The organism is Actinomadura roseirufa, from assembly GCF_900659635.1.
Classification (GTDB): domain Bacteria; phylum Actinomycetota; class Actinomycetes; order Streptosporangiales; family Streptosporangiaceae; genus Spirillospora; species Spirillospora roseirufa.
In genome coordinates this window covers 1-15,027 of sequence record NZ_CAACVB010000193.1, presented here as the reverse complement: position 1 = coordinate 15,027, position 15,027 = coordinate 1, and the positions used below count along the sequence as shown (strand labels likewise).

The window sequence follows — 15,027 nt, the reverse complement described above, 5'->3', positions numbered from 1 at the left end:
TCCGCCTCCCCGCCGTCAGACCGGCTCCGCGCCGGGGCGCCTGGCTGGCCGGAGTATCGGCGCTGGTCGTGCTCGGCACGGCGGAGACCGGCCGGGACGACGACCTGGAGGCCGCCGTAGGGGGACTCGTCCAGGGTGACCTTGAAGCCGTGCCGCCGCACGTAGCGGGCGACGACGGGCAGGCCGAGCCGCGGGACCTCGCCCATCTCCGCCAGGGTCAGCTCCCGGGCGCCGCTCAGCAGGTCGCGCGCCTGGGAGAGGCGGGGCTCCTCCAGCCCGGCGCCGTGGTCGTCGACCCGGAACACCGCGCCCTGCGCGGCCGCCGTCACCTTCACCGAGACGGTGGTGGCGGTCGGCGAGGACTCGGTGGCGTTGGCCAGCAGCTCGGCCATCACGTGGATCACCGCCTCCAGGGCCATCGGGGTGATCGCGACGTCGGGGTCGCCCTCGACGCTCACGCGCTGGAAGTCCTCGATGCGTGCCTGCGCGGCCTGCACGACCTCGGCCAGCCGCATGGGGGTGTCCCACTGCTGGCCCTCCCACGTCCCGCACGCCACCGCGAGGCCCTGGGCGAGCCGCGCGGCCTGCGCCGCGAGGTGGTCGACGGTCTGGCAGGCCAGGTAGACCTCGGGCAGGTCGCGGTTGCGCTCGGCGGTCATGGCGGCCTCCGCCTGGACGCGGTGCATGGCCGACTGGACGCGCCGCGCCAACGCCACGATCGTCAGCTGCTGCGACTCCAGGATGTCCTGGTGGTCACGCCCCGCCGCGGCGGCGCCCTCCAGGCCGGTGGCCAGCGCCTTCTCCAGCCGGGGGTCCGGCGCCACGGCGCCGTCCCGCCGGAGCGGCGGGACGGGCCGTCCGGCGAACGTCTCGGGCTGCGCCGCGACCAGCCACTCGACCGCGGTGACCGCGGCCTCGTGGCGGGCGGACATCTCGTCGAGGCGGGCCTGCAGGACGGCATCGCGCGCCGTCCGCTCGTCCCCGTCCCGCCGCATGCCGGCCACCTGCTGCTCGAGCCGCAGGCGGCGCTGCGCGAGCTCGCGCGTCTCGGCGCGGCGCAGCACGTACAGCCGCGCGAGCGCCGCGGACATCGCGAGGACGGCCACGTCGGCGAGGTACCACGCGGGCGACCCGGACAGCAGCGGGCCGGCGAGGACGGCCGCCGTCACGCAGGCGGCGAGGAGCGGCACCGCCCGCCACAGCGTCTTCGCGCCGGGCGGGGTCGGGGTGGCCGGGGAGGGGGTCATGGGCGCTTCCGGGGGTCGGGGCATGGCTTCACGAGCACGCACGAGGAGGCCCCGCGGACGGGTTCGGGGCTCAGCGGGCGGGCCGTCGCCCGTCAGGATCTCCGGAGGGCGCGGGGGCGCACGATGACGGCGGAACTCGCGGCGTTCACGCGGGTGGCGATCACGACGGGCGTAAGCAAATCGCGAACGGCGACGGGTCGTCAAGGCGCGGATCCTGTTTTCACGTCGTGTTTCGGCGACGAAAGCGGAGGCGGCCCACCCGGCTCTCCGAGGTCATTCGGGCCCAAATGAAAAATCGGAGCGTACCGGACCAGCTACAGGATGGACTTGCGTCCGAATTGTCGGAAATAAATGGACCGCCGGGCGGAAGGGCCATGATCCAAAATAACGGACCATGGCCCCTGGCAGGCGATTCCGAAAGAACTCGCCGAATCAGCCGCCCGTCCGGTCGGCGACTCCGGTCGTCAGCCGCCAGTTGAGGGCCTCAAGGTTCCACCGGCCGTCCTGATAGGCGTGGTTCGTGATCCAGAAGACCATGACCCGGCGGCCGGTGAACCGGGCGAACTCCCCGAACGACCAGTCGTCGCCTCCGTCGTGCTCGACCAGAGGGCCCGCCTCGGAGCGGGGAACGACTCCCCAGCCGTACCCGTAGTAGAACTCGGCGCCGTTCCGGACACCGACGTGGACGTGCGGGGCGAACAGGGCGCGCTTCGCCGCCGGTGACAGGACCCGGTCGCCCTCCAGCGCCCGGTGCCAGCGGTACATGTCGCGCGGCGTGGACAGCAGCCCGCCGTTGCCGCGCAGGTACCAGTACGGTCCGTCCTCGGCCCACGGATGCTCGTACGGCCTCCCCTGCCGCGCGCCGTGCTCGTCGTACTCGACCGCGACCTCGCCGGGCCGCCACCGCGGCAGCACGTACCCGGTGCGCGTCATCCCCGCCGGGGCGAAGAGCCGCGTGGCCAGGTAGCGCTCGAACGGAAGGCCGGACACCTCCTCGACGATCGCCGCCAGGACGCTATAGCCGAGATTGGAGTAGTGGAAGCGCTCCCCCGGCGCGAACAGCAGCCGGGAGGCGAGCGCACCCTTCACCATGGCGTCGCGCGACACCGGGTCGTAGTCGTCGCCGATGTCATCCAGACCCGACGTGTGGGTCAGGAGCTGGTGCAGGGTGATCCCGCTCTTGTCCGCGGGCACCGGTCCCAGATACCGGCCGACGACGTCGGTGACGCGCAGCCTGCCCTCCATCTCCAGCTTGAGGACCGCCGCCGCCGTGAACTGCTTCGTCATCGACATGACGTCGTACGCGGTGTCGCACCCGGCGGGGATCCCCGCCTCGCGGTCGGCGAGCCCGAAGCCGCCGCAGTGCACGAGCCGCCCGTCGCGGACGGCGACGACGGTGCCGCCCGGCCCCTCCGGAAGGGTCGCGTCAAGGAACTCCCGTATGCCGGCATCGGACGCCGCGCGCGCCGGGACGGCGCCCGCGACGGCGAGCGCCGCCATGGCGGCGAACGTGGTCAGGACATGCCTTCGGCGGTTCATCCGTGCTCCTGTTCGGTGGGATGCGCCGAAGCGTCCACGCCACCGCCGCCGGTGGACAATCCTGTGATCCGTACGGGCTTGTACGCGTTCGTACGTATGCGGTGTTCCTGCTGTTCGGGGAGGTTCCAGGTGACCGACGAAGGCCGAGAGATCCGGCGCCCGTCGCCCGGCGACGCGTCCACGGCCGCGGAGTTCGCGCACGCGCTCAGAGCCCTCAAGGCATGGTCCGGCCTCTCCTTCCGCGAGATCGAGGCCCGCGCGAAGGCGGCGGGCCTGCGGCTGCCGTTCTCGACCGCGTCGGGAATGCTCGGCCGCGCCACCCTCCCGCGCGAAGACCTCCTGATCGCCTTCACCACGGCCTGCGGCCTGGACGAGAACGAGACCGCCGCGTGGCTCGCCGCGCGAAAGCGCCTTGCGATGAAGGCGGCCACGCCCGCACCGGCCCCGGCCCCGCCCTCGCGACCGGCTCCCAGACGCCGCCTCGCCCTGGCGGCCTGCACGATCCTCATCGCAACGGGCGCCATCGCCGCACAGCCCCGGATCGTCCACGACGTGGACGTCTCCACCGTGGAAACCCCGAGAAATCCCACCCCTTGAGCAGCCGGCGAATTCCCCTCACCACCCCGAAGCAAGCGTCCAATGACCCGGGGATCGAATTCTCACGAAAAGCGACGACCCGGCACAGAACTCCGGCCTCGCTCACCACAGGCGGACGCGGGCCCGTATCGCCTGCTCAGCAGGGCCCCGATTCAGCGAACGGCCCGACTCCCTCCGCCAGCCGCGCGACCGCCAGGGGGACACCCACCGGACGAACCACATTGGCCGGATTGTGCCGCCGGAAATGCTGAACCGGCCGGAGGCAGGACCCGTGCCCACTCCAGATGGCATTCGGCCTTCTGGAGGGAAATCGCATGATCAAACATTGGACACGCCGGCTCGGCGGCATCGTCGCCGCCGTCGCCCTCGTGCTGCCGGGCGGTGTCGCCCGCGCCGCCGACGGATGGACAGCGTCGCCCGCCACCGGGGTCAGCGGCCCCATCAGCAGCTCCAGCGACTCGGACGCGTGGGCCTTAGGTTCCCCCGGGTTCGCGCACTGGAACGGGAGCACCTGGCAGCAGGTCGCCGCGCCCAGCGGCATCGGAAGGGTGAACGCCTTCGCCACCCGTGGCCCGGCGGACGCCTGGGCGGTGGGGCGCGTGAGCAGCTCCGGCTACAAGATCTCCAGCCCGCAGGTCAGCCACTGGGACGGCAGCGCCTGGAGCATCTCGCCCAGTCCCGCCATCACAGGACGGCGGGCGGGCCTGAACGGCGTGGTCGCCACCGGCGCCGGCAGCGCCTGGGCCGTCGGCCACGACGGACGGTTCGCACTGGTCGAGCACTGGGACGGCACGTCCTGGAGCCGCATCACCGTGCCCGACCCCGCCACAGACGACTTCTACAGCTCACAGCTCGCCGCCATCAGCGCGAGGTCCGCCAGCGACATCTGGGCCGTCGGAACGTGGGGCCACCTCTCGGCGGCTCCTGACTCCCTGTACGCCCTGCACTACGACGGCACTTCCTGGAGCGTCGTCCCGATGGCGCAGACGGACAGCAAGACCGACAGCAACTCGCCCGTCCCCAACGCCGTGGTCGCCATCGCCCCCGATGACGTGTGGATGGTCGGCAACCAGAGCAACTTCGCCACCCCCATCACGCTCACCGAGCACTGGAACGGCACCAAGTGGTCCATCGTGCCGAGCCCGTTCGACCACGACTCCACCACCCCCAACACCATCAGCAGCGGCGTCCTGGCCGCCGTGACGGCACGGGGACCGAACGACGTCTGGGCCGGCGGCAACTCCTTCGGCTTCACCGACGGCGACCAGGCGGGCGTCTACAGCGCCCTGCTCATCCACTGGGACGGCACCCGCTGGACCCAGCAGCCCGCACCGACCAGCGGCACCTACAACTCCATCCAGGGCCTAGCCACAACACCAGGCGCCCACACCATCTGGGCCACCAACGCCGGCGCCCCCAACCTCCTCACCCACTCATAACCCGATAACCGGTCAAAGGCCATGATCCCCGGGGGGCGGGTCATGGCCTTCGACACGAGTGAGCACAGACACTTCCGAACCCCCGGCTCCTCGCATGCAAGCCAAGATCACCCGCAAGAACGCAAGCCCCCGCCCCGCATGGCTTCTGAGCCTGGACGATGGTCCCCACCACTGAGCGATCTGGCCACAGGTGAAAAGTATCGGCACGCCTTCAAAGGCGTCCCGACGGCGCAGGTCGCCGGGCGACCATGCCCGGCCTGGCGAGCCGGGCATGCGACCTGACTGTCGGTCAGGCGGGCGGGACGGTCTTGAGATGGCGGCGTAGCGTCCAGGCGTGGCGGGGCGCGCCGCACAGGATGGACAGCAGGTGAGCGGCCCGGGCCCGGCGGGTGGGCAGTTCGGTCAGCAAGCTCAGCCATTCCTCGGCGTAGCGGCCCCGGTCCTTGGCAGGTAACAACGCGCACGCCGCACCCAGCAGCCGGCTTGTGAGTGCTCCCGGCGGCCGTGCCACACTTGCCCCCGCATCGGCCCCCGCGTGAGGCCGAGCCTGGTCGCCGACCAGCATGCTCAAGATTCGCTCGGCTCCTTGCAGGGCCTCGACCGCTGCGTCCACCCCTTCCCGCGTCGTGACCGCCCTGTCTGCGGCGCGGCCCTTGGCCTTGTACGCGGTGAACACCACGTCCACCGCGTGCCGCACCGCCTCCACCGCGTCCGCCAGGTCTGTCCTGCCCGCCGCCGCAGCCGCCTCGTCGGCCGCCTGCATCGCCATGGACGCCGCGACCGCCACGTTCGACAGGCTCGGCCAACCGAGGTCGGCCGAGTTGTCCAGCGCCATCACCACGAACTCGATACCCGCATCCACCCTCGCCGCTTCCGCCGCGCGCGCCACGGCGTGCGCGGCGGGATTGACGCGAGCGACAAGGTCGGCGAGCGCGGCCTCCAGCGCGGGGTCATCCTGGCCTTCTAGGTACGCCCTGGGCGGGTGCTGGAGGAAAGGGCGACTCGGGTCGCCGGGGTGGCTCATGGGGTGGCTCCGGGCGCGTGGGGGCGCAGGGCGTCCCAGGGGCGGGGGGCGGTGGCGCGGTTGGCGTGGGCCTTGGCCAGGGCGAGCCGGGCGTTCTCGGCGCCCTCCTGGGTGAGGAGGTAGTAGCGGCGGCGGGGACGGCCCAGGGCATCGGCGTCACGCTGTTCGCCGGGCTCTTCCCAGCGGGAGGTGATCCACCCGGCCTGTTCCAGCCGGGCGATGATCGGGTACACCGTGCCGGTGGGCAGCTCGGTGGCCTGCACCATCTCCAGCCCGAACCACTCGCGGGCCGGTTCCAGCAGTGCTTGGCGCAGCACCATCTGGGTCTGCAGCGTCATCCGCGGTCCCCGGCTCACCGCGCGCCACCGCCCGGCAGCCCATTGCGCACCGCCAGCAGCACGCCCGCCACCCCCGCCGCCACTCCGACCGGTGCCGCCGCCGCTGGGACCAGCACCGCCAGCACCGCCGCCGCGAACGCCGCCGCCGCGATCCCCAGCCACGCCAGCAGTTCCCAGGCGACGAACACCCCGGACCGACCCGCGCCACTCCCACGTCGCTCGAACTCTACATAGCCCATGCCTCGTACTCTACATACGAAGACGACACGGCACCGGAGTTCGCGCCTGGGGGGACAACCCGCCGACGTGGCTCCGCCAGATACCTCAGAGACGACGGGTCATCCTTTGGAGGTGTCCATGGTCCCCGGGCACACGCCGTCAACCCGGGGACCACGGAGCCTATGAAGCAGCGACGCCGACTATCCGGCCGATCTCCTCGGCTGTCTGCTCAGCGGTCGCACCGAGCCGCGCGTACTTCTGGTCCGGACCGCCGTACTGGAAGTACGCGCCGTATTGAGGGCGCCAGACCACGAACAAGGGCCCATTTCCGCTAGAGCGGATGTGAAGGATCTCCGTGCCGGACGGCAGCCTCGCCGACACGTCGAAGAACCGCCGGTTCACGAGCACCGCCAGCTCTTCCAGCCGCTCGGCGCTCATGAGCCGCTGACCCGCTCGGTTACGTGCGGCCAAGGCAGGCCGTCACCGCCCTCGACGTTCAGGCGCCCGTCCTCGTTGCGAGGACGCACCGGCCGCGTGTCCACCCGAGCGTCCCGCGGTCGGTGCGCAGCGGGTGCGGGGAGGCCGTCCTTCCTGCGGCGACGCGACGCCGCGTGCAACATGTCGGCGCGACCAGAATGGTCGACCTCCAAGCCGGGCCGGTCGAGCAGGACGGGCAGGTCAGGCACAGGATCTCCTCGATCGTTGGGCGGGTTGGTGCTCGCGGTCTTGGGCGCTGCGCTGGTATGGCCCAGGGCCGCGGGAGGGGGATGGGGACGGCGCGCCTGGCCCTGGGTTCCGAGGGGTGGGACCTCACGGGGCGCCGCCCTCGGGCTCTATGGGGCGGGGGCGTCCGACTGCTCCTGCCCGCGCTGCTGTTGACCTTCCCGCTCGCGTTGCCGGGCGGCGGCGCGCTCGATGATGTTTCCCCAGGCGTAGAGGCCGGGATGCTCGGTGCGTTCGCCCTGGAAGTACTTGCGGGCGGTGAGCATGTTGTCGAGAGTGAGGAAGTAAGCGGCGACGGCCTCGGAGATGTCGCGGGCACGGGCGCGCCTGTCGTCGAGGGGCCCCTTGGTCATTGGGTGCTCCACCCGTAGCCGCGCGGTTGGTGCCGAGGCAGCGGCACGGAACGCAAGTCGCGTTCCGCGCCGCCGCGACCACCCTGGACCATCCCGCCATTGCGGGCGGTACCAGGACGGCCCGCGGCCGCAGCAGACGACCCCGCCAGAGCTCCTCTGCGGTCCAGCTCCTGCAACAGGAGCGGACCGAGCTTTTCGATGGAGTCGACGCCGCCGACAAGAAAGGCTTCCTTCATACCGTGCCACGGCATGAGGGCCCACCACTGCGATGTGGCCTTGCCGTACCAGGCCCTAACGCCGGGGAATTGCAACTCCAGCGCCTCGCGACGCGCCTTGGAAGTACTCGCCCAGTCGGTCATGGCTGGCCCGCGGTCCGGTTGCCGAGGCTGCCGCCCTCCTGGAGGGGCTCCCGCAGCATCGCCGGGGTGCTCACCTCGATGGCGGCGATACCACCGCCCCAGGCCAACCCGCGCAGCGGACCGGAGCACCGTGGCGAAACGGGCTGGTTGGGGTGCAATGAGACCTCGCCTGGCTGGTAGTGGATCGGTTACTTTCAGCGAACCGGCATCGGCCGCCCCCCTCTAGACGACAATGGTCGACAGATTCCGACATCTGTGGTGCCGGAGCCCCATCGATCTTGAGCGAGGTGCACGCTCATGGCTTATGCGACGACTCCTGAAGTTCGTGCCCGTCTACGCAACGAGCGCCGTGCGCGCGGCTGGGATATCCCACGAATGGCGCAAGAGCTGCGAAACGTCGCCGAGTATCCCCATAAGATGCCATCCATTCGAAGTCTCATACGCAATATCGAGCGTTGGGAAAGCGGAGGGATCGAGCGCATCTCGGAGCGCTACCAGATCCTTTACGCTCGGGTAATCGGCATGAGCCAGGAAGAACTCTTCAACCCCCAAGCGCAGCGCCTTCCAGTTCCTACGGCTGCCGAGGGGGACGTTGAGGCGATGCGCATGATGCTGACCGCGCTGACCGCCTCTGACCGGCGCTTTGGCGGCCGGACCATCCGCCGGCAGGCGTCCGATTACCTCGACACGGTAATCGAGCCGATGCTTCGCGCGAGCGCGCCCACGAAGCTCAAACAGCAGCTCTTCGGGATCGGCACCGAGTTCACCTTGCGCTTGTCCGCAATGGAACTCGACGCTGACCGCCTGGGTCGGGCACTGAGCCTTCTCGGCCGCGCTTCGAGCATGGCCGCCGAGAGCGACGACCTCAGTCTGACCGCGTGGGTGCTGTCCCGCCGCGGCGAGCACGAGATGCACCAAGCCGCCCTTTCAGCACGGGTCGGTCGCCGCAAGCCCCTCCTCCAGCAGGCGCTCGCCTACACCGAGGGCGCGGCCAGTATCGCGCGCACAGCCCCGCCTCTCGGCCGCGCCTTCTTGACCGGCAAGAATGCCCTGGCCTGGTCGCTGCTGGGCGACAGGGCACAGACACAACGTGTTCTCGGTACCGTCTGGGACTCCTACGAGCGCGCCGGCGACGCCGAAGAGCCCGGCTGGACGAGTGCCTACGGATACGGGAATCTGCGCCACGAGGAGGCGCGTTGCTACATCAATCTCGGCATGGGAGGCCAGGCCGTTCAGGCGGCTGAGGAATGCCTCGCGGTGCGGACAGCCGCGCGACCGAGGGCCTTCAGCCTCGGTGTGCTGGCCATTGGCCACGCCCAAGCCTTGCAGCCGGAAGCGGCGTGCGCCACCGGCCACCAGCTTGTCGCGCTCGCGTCCCAGATCTCATCCCGCCGCCTCTGCATCCGTGTGGTGCAGGTGCTTGATGCGCTCACCCCGTACGAGGGCAACCCGGCCGTAGTCGAACTCCGAGAAGCAGCCGCCCCCGTTTTGCGGGATTGTGGCCTTTGAGAGCGGGGACCGCTTCCCCATGATTTCGCCCGAGCTCCGGGACGCCTTAACCGAGGTCGCTGCGCGCTGCGGTGTCCCCGTGGACGACGCCAGGCTTTTGAACGAGCACAGTAACGCCGTGGTTGCGCTGCCCACTGCGCGGCTACTCGCGCGCGTGGGGACCAACCCCAACGCGCTGGACCGCGTCACCCTGTCTGTGGCTGTCACGCGCTGGCTCGCCGGGCGTGGCTATCCATGCGTGCAGCCTGCCGAAGTCGATCCGTTCCTCGTTGACGGGCGAGTGGTCTCGGTCTGGTTGCTGCTGGATGACGTGGTCGCCGAACCTCCCGCCACCGGCGCCGAGCTCGGTCGGCTGCTTCACCAGCTGCACCGCCAGCCCGCCCCACCGATCCCGCTGCGACCACTGGCCGACCCGTTCGAAAGTGTGGAAGCCGCGATTAGGCAGCATCCTGACGGCGTTACCGCAGCCGACCGTACATGGCTACGCGACCAGATCGAGCAGTTGCGCCACAGCTGGACCGAGATGGACCTGGCCCTGCCGGTCGGGCTGGTGCACGGGGACGCTCACAGCAACAACCTCATCCGGACGACAGACCGTGTCATCCTCGGCGATTGGGATCATGTCGCCCATGGGCCTCGCGAGTGGGACCTCATCCAGGTGCACTACATGGCGCGCCGGTTCGGCCGTCATGATCCAGAAGAGTTGGACGCATTCGCAGCCGAGTATGAATGGGACGTCCGGGAATGGCCGGATGCGGAGACGCTGATCCGAACGCGGGAGATTACCGGACTGAGTCCGTACCTGCGTAAGGCCCCGAAAAGCAGGTGGGACCGTGACGAGGCTGCGTACCGTATCAGTACCGCCCGCACCGGAGACAAGCTCGCGCACTGGAATTCCCCACAGCGCTAGCTGCAACGGTCCCCCTTGTTTCGCGGCGCTCATGGGCGCGCTCATCGAGACGACCCCAGTCGAATCATTTCGGCGGGGCCTCTACTCTCCGATCTTTTTGCTGTAGAGAGTGATCGGGGTGTCGGGGCCGACGCGCTTGCCGGCAGCCGGACTCTGGCGGACGACGACCCAGTTCCGGTCCCAGAGCAGCAGGCGCCCCTGCCCGGTGGCGTCCTTTTCGTGGAGCATGAAGAGCCCGGCGGCCTGCATCTCATTCTGCGCGGCCTGGTGGTTGTGCCCGACGACACGGGGGACGCGGATGAGCTTGGGCGTCGGCTCGGCGGCGGCCGCCGTGTGCTTGGTCGTGCCGGCCGCGCGCGGCGCGGTGGTCGGCGCGACGGTCACGGTCTTGACCGGCTTAGCGGCGCCAGCCTGGTCAACGGGACCGCAGGCGGCAAGGGCACTGGCGACGAGCAGGCCAGCGGCTGCGATGGTGGTGGTGCGCATGGGTTCCCGTTCAGTTGCTGATGTCCCCGGCTCATGGCGGCCGAGGGCGGGCTGGTGCGGAGGGTGCAGGTGGGGCGTGCCAGGCCTGAGGGCCGTTCACATTCCAAGGCGGGTTGTCACGATCCGGCCAGGTGCCGGTGGTGATGTAGGCGAGCGCGGAGGACGGCGCGCTCGACGGCGGCCCGGCGGGTGCGAAGCTGGCGACCGTAGCGCTCGCGACTCGCGGCCGGGCTCAGATCCATCAATGGGAACGGCATCTTCACCCTGCGTCCTAGGTGAGCTGACAGAGCGTCCCGCACTGTGGGCAGAAGGCACGCTTGGCCGTCGAAGTGACATCCAACTGGCAGACAGGGCATGTGCCCTGTTCATACAGCGCCGGCTCCGGTCCAAAGCCGCCGTCGTAGTAGTCACGATCGGGCCAGGCAACTCCCTCAATGGACAGCTCCCTGGAGGACGAGTCTCCGCCTGACACCCAGGAGATTTCAGCGAGCACCAAGACCGACGGCACGATGGTGCCTCGTTCCGCGTGAGCCGGCAGAACACGCTGGAGGACATCGACCAGTTCGGGGAGACTCAGGCGCAGCAAGTCCTGCGCCAGCCGGTCACGCTCATCATCGTCGGTCACTGGCGCCAAGCTACTCAACACGGCGGCCCCGGGGTCGACGAACTGTCGTAGCCACCTCGCGGGTCCCTCAGTTGGTCGCTCAGACGGGCAAAGGCCATGATCCGCAGGGCGGATCATGGCCTTTGGCTTGGGTGGGCGCGGACGGTTTCGAACCGCCGACTCCTCGCTTGTAAGGCGAGTGCTCTACCCCTGAGCTACGCGCCCGTGACCGGGAAAGCGTACCCGGTCCGCGGGGGCGATCGCGAAACGGATTCGGGGCGGGCGCGGGCGGTGCGGTGGGGTGTGGTCAGGAGTTGCCGAGGTGGACCCAGACGCCCTTGACCTCGGTGTAGGCGTCGATGGCGTACGGGCCCATCTCGCGGCCCCAGCCGCTGGACTTGAAGCCGCCCCAGGGGGCGGCGGCGTCCGGGATGGGGAGCATGTTGATGAAGACGGCGCCGGCGCGGATGTCGGCGGCCAGGCGGTGGGCCGTGGCCAGGTCGCTCGTCCAGAGGGAGGCGGCCAGGCCGTACTCGGTGTCGTTGGCGCGGGCCGCGAGCTCCTCGGGGTCGTCGTAGGGCATGACCGACAGCACCGGACCGAAGATCTCCTCGCGGGCGATGGTCATGTCGTCGGTGACGCCCCCGAAGACGGTGGGGGCGTAGAAGTAGCCGTCCCGGTCGGCGCGGTGGCCTCCGGTGACCAGGTCGGCGCCCTGGTCGCGGCCGGTGCGGACGTAGGAGTCGACGCGGTCGAGGTGCTCCAGGGAGACCAGGGGGCCGATCTGGGTCTCGGGGTCCAGGCCGGGGCCGAGGCGCAGGCCGGCGGCGGCCGCGGCGAGCTTCTCGGTGAACTCGTCGGCGCGGCGGCGGTCGACGAACAGGCGGGTGTAGGCGGCGCAGACCTGGCCGCTGTTCAGCAGGGCCCCCTGCAGGTTGCCGGTGACGGCGCGGTCGAGGTCGGCGTCGGCGGCGACGATGCTCGGGGCCTTGCCGCCGAGTTCGAGGGTCACCCGCTTGAGGTCGCCCGCGGACTGCTGGACGATCTCGCGGCCCACCGGGCTGGAGCCGGTGAAGGAGACCTTGTCCACGCCGCGGTGGGCGACGAGCGCCCGGCCGGCGGCGGGGCCGCCGGTGAGGAGGTTGACCACGCCGGGCGGGAAGCCGGCCAGCTCGCACAGCTCGACGAGCCGGACGCTGGTCAGCGGGGTCTGCTCGGCCGGCTTGAGGATCACGGTGTTTCCGCAGGCCAGGGCGGGTGCGAGCTTCCATGCGGCGATCATCAGCGGGAAGTTCCACGGGGTGATCAGCGCGCACACGCCGACCGGCTCGCGGCGGGTGTAGTGCAGGGTGTCGGGGAAGGAGACCGGGGAGACCGCGCCCTCGATCTTGGTGCACCAGCCGGCGAAGTAGCGGAAGTGCTCCGCGGCGCCGGTGACGCTCACGGCGTGGGCGACGCCGAGCGGCTGGCCCTGGTCGCGGGTCTCCAGCTCGGCCAGTTCAGCCTCGTGCTCCTCGATCAGGTCGGCGACGCGCCACAGCAGCCGGGCGCGCGCGCTGGGCGACATCGACGTCCAGGCGGGGTCGCGGAGGGCGGCGCGGGCGGCGGTGACGGCCTTGTCGACGTCGGCCTGCCCGGCCTCCGCGCACGTCCCGAGCGGCTTCCCGGTGGCGGGATCGGACGTGGCGAACTCGGCGCCGTCGGCGGCGTCGGTCCACTCCCCGCCGATGTAGAGCCGGGCGCGTGTGTTCATGGTGGCCTCCCCACAGAGCGTTTGACCCAGAATCCAGGGCGCCGGTGGGGAACGTCTTGTCCGTGGCCGTACGGGTGTTGACTGCGGCCGTCTCAGCCGCCGGAGACGGTCACCCTGTACTCGCGGGGGCTGGCGCCATAGGCGGCTTTGAACAGCCTGCTGAAGTGGGCCGCGTCGACGAAGCCCCAGCGGGCCGCGATCACGCTGACCGGGCGGTTCAGCTGGAGGGGGTCGCGCAGGTCGCGCCGGCAGTGCTCCAGGCGCCGCTGCTTGATCCACATCGAGACCGTCGTGCCCTCCTCCTGGAAGATCTTGTAGAGTTGGCGGGACGAGATGAAATGCGCGGCGGCGATGTCGTCGGGGCACAGGTCGGGGTCGTCGAGGTGACGCTCGATGTAGGCGCGGACCCGGAACAGCAGCGCCCGGCGGCGTGAGTCGGCGGTGGGCGCGCCCACGTCCAGGCGCTCGGCGAGCAGCGTCACCAGCAGGTCGACGATGTTGTCGCCGAGCCGGACGCTCCCGGGGCCGTCGAGCTCGTCGAGATGCCCGGCGAGCTGGACCAGGAAGGGCGACAGCAGGGCGCCGACGCCCTGGCGGCCGGAGATCCGGGTGGCGGTGATCCCGGCGACGGCGTCGGCGGGCAGGTGCAGCAGGCGGCGCGGGATCATCAGGACGAGCTGCCGGTAGGCGTCGTCGAAGGCGAGCGTGTAGGGGCGCGTCGTGTCGTAGATCGTGAGGTCGCCGGGGACGAGCGCCGCCTCGCGGCCGTCCTGGCCGAGCAGGCAGTAGCCGCTGAGCTGCACGCCGATCTTGTAGTGGCCGGGGTCGGCGCGGGCGATCAGCGCGTCGGTGCGGCGGACGACGTGCGAGGTGGCCGCCACCTCGGCCGCCCGCAGCGCGCCCAGCTCGAAGCCGCGCAGGCGGCCGTCGAAATGGTCGGGACGGGTCGTGTCGGCGCGCAGCGGCACGAACATCTCCGAGACCGAGCTGCGCCAGAACTCGAACCGCTCGGGCGCGGGCACGGCCGCCGTCCTGATGAGCATCGACATGACGTTACCCCTGGTGAGATCCCCCGTTCTCCCACATAGTGCCCTGTCCGGACCGGAGGGGCCAGGGGCGGGTCCGTCCGGACAGGGCCGCGGTCACCCCATGGCCTCGCGGACGAGGTGGGTGTCGCAGAACTGCTCGAAGCCCGTGACCGCGCCGTTCTCGACCTGCCAGCGGTGCACGAAGCGGACGCGCATGGCCCGTCCGGTCGCCCGGTAGGTGCCCGAGTAGTGGCCGATGGCCACGACGACGCCTTCGCCGCCGTCGACGAGCTCGTCCGGGTCGGCGCGGAAGCCCTCCCATTCGGCGCCGAGCCGCTGGAAGACGCCCGCCTTGATCGCGTCGAGGCCGACGTAGGTGCCCGCGTAGGGGAACCCGGCCATCTCGGTCCACGCGACGTCGTCGGCGAACGCCTCGAGCATGCCGCCGAGGTCGCCGCGGTCCGAGGCCGCGTAGTGGGCCTTGACGATGTCGGACGCCTCACTCATTCTCGTGCTCCTGTCGGGGTTGGGAACGATCGTCCGGGCCAGTCCACCGCCTCGGCCGCCGGTGCTCTTGGCTCTGTCGGAACAGTGCTTGTCTGTGGCGGCACGACTCGGCGGCCCGGTCAGGGAGAGGTGGCCTCCGCCAGGTGGCGGTTGAACCAGTCGGCGGCCTGGGTGGTGACCTCCTCCAGGGCGCCCGGCTCCTCGAACAGGTGCGTCGCCCCCGAGACCACGTGGAGCTCGGCGTCGTCGAGGCTCCGCCGGGCCTGCTCGTTGAGCGCGAGGACCTCGGTGTCGCGGCCGCCGACGATCAGCAGGACGGGGGCCCGGACGCGGCCCAGCGACGGGGCGGCGAGGTCGGGGCGGCCGCCGCGCGACACGACGGCGGCGACCCG

Annotated in this window: 18 protein-coding genes and 1 tRNA gene; 4 read left to right on the top strand and 15 right to left on the bottom strand. The window is 70.8% G+C overall.

Annotated elements, in window-relative coordinates; genetic code table 11:
* On the bottom strand, positions 1 to 1,247 hold a 1,247-nt coding region (locus E1291_RS30280; RefSeq protein ID WP_165495351.1), incomplete at its 3' end, for an ATP-binding protein.
* 432 nt (positions 1,248 to 1,679) lie between these two features.
* Positions 1,680 to 2,786 carry a serine hydrolase domain-containing protein gene (locus E1291_RS30275; protein ID WP_207401018.1) on the bottom strand — a complete coding sequence of 369 codons (1,107 nt, stop codon included), beginning with the start codon at positions 2,784 to 2,786 and terminating at the stop codon, positions 1,680 to 1,682.
* A gap of 129 nt (positions 2,787 to 2,915) precedes the next feature.
* On the opposite strand from E1291_RS30275, the gene E1291_RS30270 reads away from it, so the two are divergent.
* Together E1291_RS30270 and E1291_RS30265 are read left to right on the top strand one after the other, a co-directional pair.
* The gene (locus E1291_RS30270; RefSeq protein WP_131741493.1) at positions 2,916 to 3,383 is read left to right on the top strand and encodes a helix-turn-helix domain-containing protein; all 468 of its coding nucleotides are present in this window, start codon (positions 2,916 to 2,918) and stop codon (positions 3,381 to 3,383) included.
* 314 nt (positions 3,384 to 3,697) lie between these two features.
* Positions 3,698 to 4,822, top strand: coding sequence for a hypothetical protein (locus tag E1291_RS30265; protein ID WP_131741492.1), 1,125 nt, complete (start codon positions 3,698 to 3,700; stop codon positions 4,820 to 4,822).
* 289 nt (positions 4,823 to 5,111) lie between these two features.
* Here the strand turns inward: E1291_RS30265 and E1291_RS30260 are convergent, their stop codons facing one another.
* The 6 genes from E1291_RS30260 to E1291_RS30235 all read right to left on the bottom strand — a co-directional run bounded on the left by E1291_RS30260 (position 5,112) and on the right by E1291_RS30235 (position 7,838).
* Positions 5,112 to 5,846, bottom strand: coding sequence for a hypothetical protein (locus tag E1291_RS30260; protein WP_131741491.1), 735 nt, complete (start codon positions 5,844 to 5,846; stop codon positions 5,112 to 5,114).
* Entirely contained in the window at positions 5,843 to 6,184 is a 342-nt protein-coding gene (locus E1291_RS30255; protein WP_131741490.1) for a PadR family transcriptional regulator, read from the bottom strand. Before E1291_RS30255 ends, E1291_RS30260 begins: the two co-directional genes overlap by 4 nt.
* Positions 6,185 to 6,198: 14 nt before the next feature.
* Entirely contained in the window at positions 6,199 to 6,423 is a 225-nt protein-coding gene (locus E1291_RS43415) for a hypothetical protein (RefSeq protein ID WP_207401017.1), read from the bottom strand.
* A gap of 160 nt (positions 6,424 to 6,583) precedes the next feature.
* Positions 6,584 to 6,841, bottom strand: a complete 258-nt coding sequence (locus E1291_RS30245; RefSeq protein ID WP_131741489.1) for a hypothetical protein — start codon at positions 6,839 to 6,841, stop codon at positions 6,584 to 6,586.
* Positions 6,842 to 7,236: 395 nt separating this feature from the next.
* Positions 7,237 to 7,479 (bottom strand): hypothetical protein, encoded by a 243-nt coding sequence (locus E1291_RS30240; protein ID WP_131741488.1) that lies wholly within the window; start codon positions 7,477 to 7,479, stop codon positions 7,237 to 7,239.
* Positions 7,476 to 7,838, bottom strand: coding sequence for a hypothetical protein (locus tag E1291_RS30235; protein ID WP_131741487.1), 363 nt, complete (start codon positions 7,836 to 7,838; stop codon positions 7,476 to 7,478). The genes E1291_RS30240 and E1291_RS30235 overlap by 4 nt, the downstream gene beginning before the upstream one ends.
* 297 nt (positions 7,839 to 8,135) lie before the next feature.
* Between E1291_RS30235 and E1291_RS30230 the strand changes: the two genes are divergently transcribed.
* Together E1291_RS30230 and E1291_RS30225 are read left to right on the top strand one after the other, a co-directional pair.
* Positions 8,136 to 9,347 (top strand): NsdA family TPR-like regulatory protein, encoded by a 1,212-nt coding sequence (locus E1291_RS30230; RefSeq protein WP_131741486.1) that lies wholly within the window; start codon positions 8,136 to 8,138, stop codon positions 9,345 to 9,347.
* Between the two features lie 79 nt (positions 9,348 to 9,426).
* Entirely contained in the window at positions 9,427 to 10,257 is an 831-nt protein-coding gene (locus tag E1291_RS30225; protein WP_165495350.1) for a phosphotransferase enzyme family protein, read from the top strand.
* 81 nt (positions 10,258 to 10,338) lie between these two features.
* Here the strand turns inward: E1291_RS30225 and E1291_RS30220 are convergent, their stop codons facing one another.
* The 7 genes from E1291_RS30220 to E1291_RS30190 all read right to left on the bottom strand — a co-directional run.
* Entirely contained in the window at positions 10,339 to 10,743 is a 405-nt protein-coding gene (locus E1291_RS30220; protein WP_131741484.1) for a PASTA domain-containing protein, read from the bottom strand.
* Positions 10,744 to 11,014: 271 nt separating this feature from the next.
* Positions 11,015 to 11,368 carry a hypothetical protein gene (locus E1291_RS30215; RefSeq protein ID WP_131741483.1) on the bottom strand — a complete coding sequence of 118 codons (354 nt, stop codon included), beginning with the start codon at positions 11,366 to 11,368 and terminating at the stop codon, positions 11,015 to 11,017.
* 132 nt (positions 11,369 to 11,500) lie between these two features.
* Positions 11,501 to 11,572: transfer RNA gene (locus tag E1291_RS30210), tRNA-Val, on the bottom strand.
* 82 nt (positions 11,573 to 11,654) lie between these two features.
* A complete protein-coding gene (locus E1291_RS30205; protein WP_131741482.1) occupies positions 11,655 to 13,100 on the bottom strand; it encodes an aldehyde dehydrogenase family protein in 1,446 nt (481 codons plus the stop codon).
* Positions 13,101 to 13,192: 92 nt separating this feature from the next.
* Positions 13,193 to 14,143, bottom strand: coding sequence for an AraC-like ligand-binding domain-containing protein (locus E1291_RS30200; RefSeq protein WP_207401016.1), 951 nt, complete (start codon positions 14,141 to 14,143; stop codon positions 13,193 to 13,195).
* A 99-nt stretch (positions 14,144 to 14,242) separates the two neighbouring features.
* On the bottom strand, positions 14,243 to 14,635 hold the full coding sequence (locus tag E1291_RS30195; RefSeq protein ID WP_131741480.1) for a nuclear transport factor 2 family protein: 393 nt from the start codon (positions 14,633 to 14,635) through the stop codon (positions 14,243 to 14,245).
* Between the two features lie 119 nt (positions 14,636 to 14,754).
* The coding region (locus E1291_RS30190) for a dienelactone hydrolase family protein (RefSeq protein ID WP_503108249.1) at positions 14,755 to 15,027 on the bottom strand (273 nt) is incomplete at its 5' end.

Excerpts from the sequence above, each read along its gene's own strand:
- E1291_RS30275 (WP_207401018.1), bottom strand. The coding sequence starts at position 2,786 with ATGAACCGCCGAAGGCATGTCCTGACCACGTTCGCCGCCATGGCGGCG.
- E1291_RS30265 (WP_131741492.1), top strand. The coding sequence starts at position 3,698 with ATGATCAAACATTGGACACGCCGGCTCGGCGGCATCGTCGCCGCCGTC.
- E1291_RS30260 (WP_131741491.1), bottom strand. The coding sequence starts at position 5,846 with ATGAGCCACCCCGGCGACCCGAGTCGCCCTTTCCTCCAGCACCCGCCC.
- E1291_RS30255 (WP_131741490.1), bottom strand. The coding sequence starts at position 6,184 with ATGACGCTGCAGACCCAGATGGTGCTGCGCCAAGCACTGCTGGAACCG.
- E1291_RS43415 (WP_207401017.1), bottom strand. The coding sequence starts at position 6,423 with ATGGGCTATGTAGAGTTCGAGCGACGTGGGAGTGGCGCGGGTCGGTCC.
- E1291_RS30245 (WP_131741489.1), bottom strand. The coding sequence starts at position 6,841 with ATGAGCGCCGAGCGGCTGGAAGAGCTGGCGGTGCTCGTGAACCGGCGG.
- E1291_RS30240 (WP_131741488.1), bottom strand. The coding sequence starts at position 7,479 with ATGACCAAGGGGCCCCTCGACGACAGGCGCGCCCGTGCCCGCGACATC.
- E1291_RS30235 (WP_131741487.1), bottom strand. The coding sequence starts at position 7,838 with ATGACCGACTGGGCGAGTACTTCCAAGGCGCGTCGCGAGGCGCTGGAG.
- E1291_RS30230 (WP_131741486.1), top strand. The coding sequence starts at position 8,136 with ATGGCTTATGCGACGACTCCTGAAGTTCGTGCCCGTCTACGCAACGAG.
- E1291_RS30220 (WP_131741484.1), bottom strand. The coding sequence starts at position 10,743 with ATGCGCACCACCACCATCGCAGCCGCTGGCCTGCTCGTCGCCAGTGCC.
- E1291_RS30205 (WP_131741482.1), bottom strand. The coding sequence starts at position 13,100 with ATGAACACACGCGCCCGGCTCTACATCGGCGGGGAGTGGACCGACGCC.
- E1291_RS30200 (WP_207401016.1), bottom strand. The coding sequence starts at position 14,143 with ATGCTCATCAGGACGGCGGCCGTGCCCGCGCCCGAGCGGTTCGAGTTC.
- E1291_RS30195 (WP_131741480.1), bottom strand. The coding sequence starts at position 14,635 with ATGAGTGAGGCGTCCGACATCGTCAAGGCCCACTACGCGGCCTCGGAC.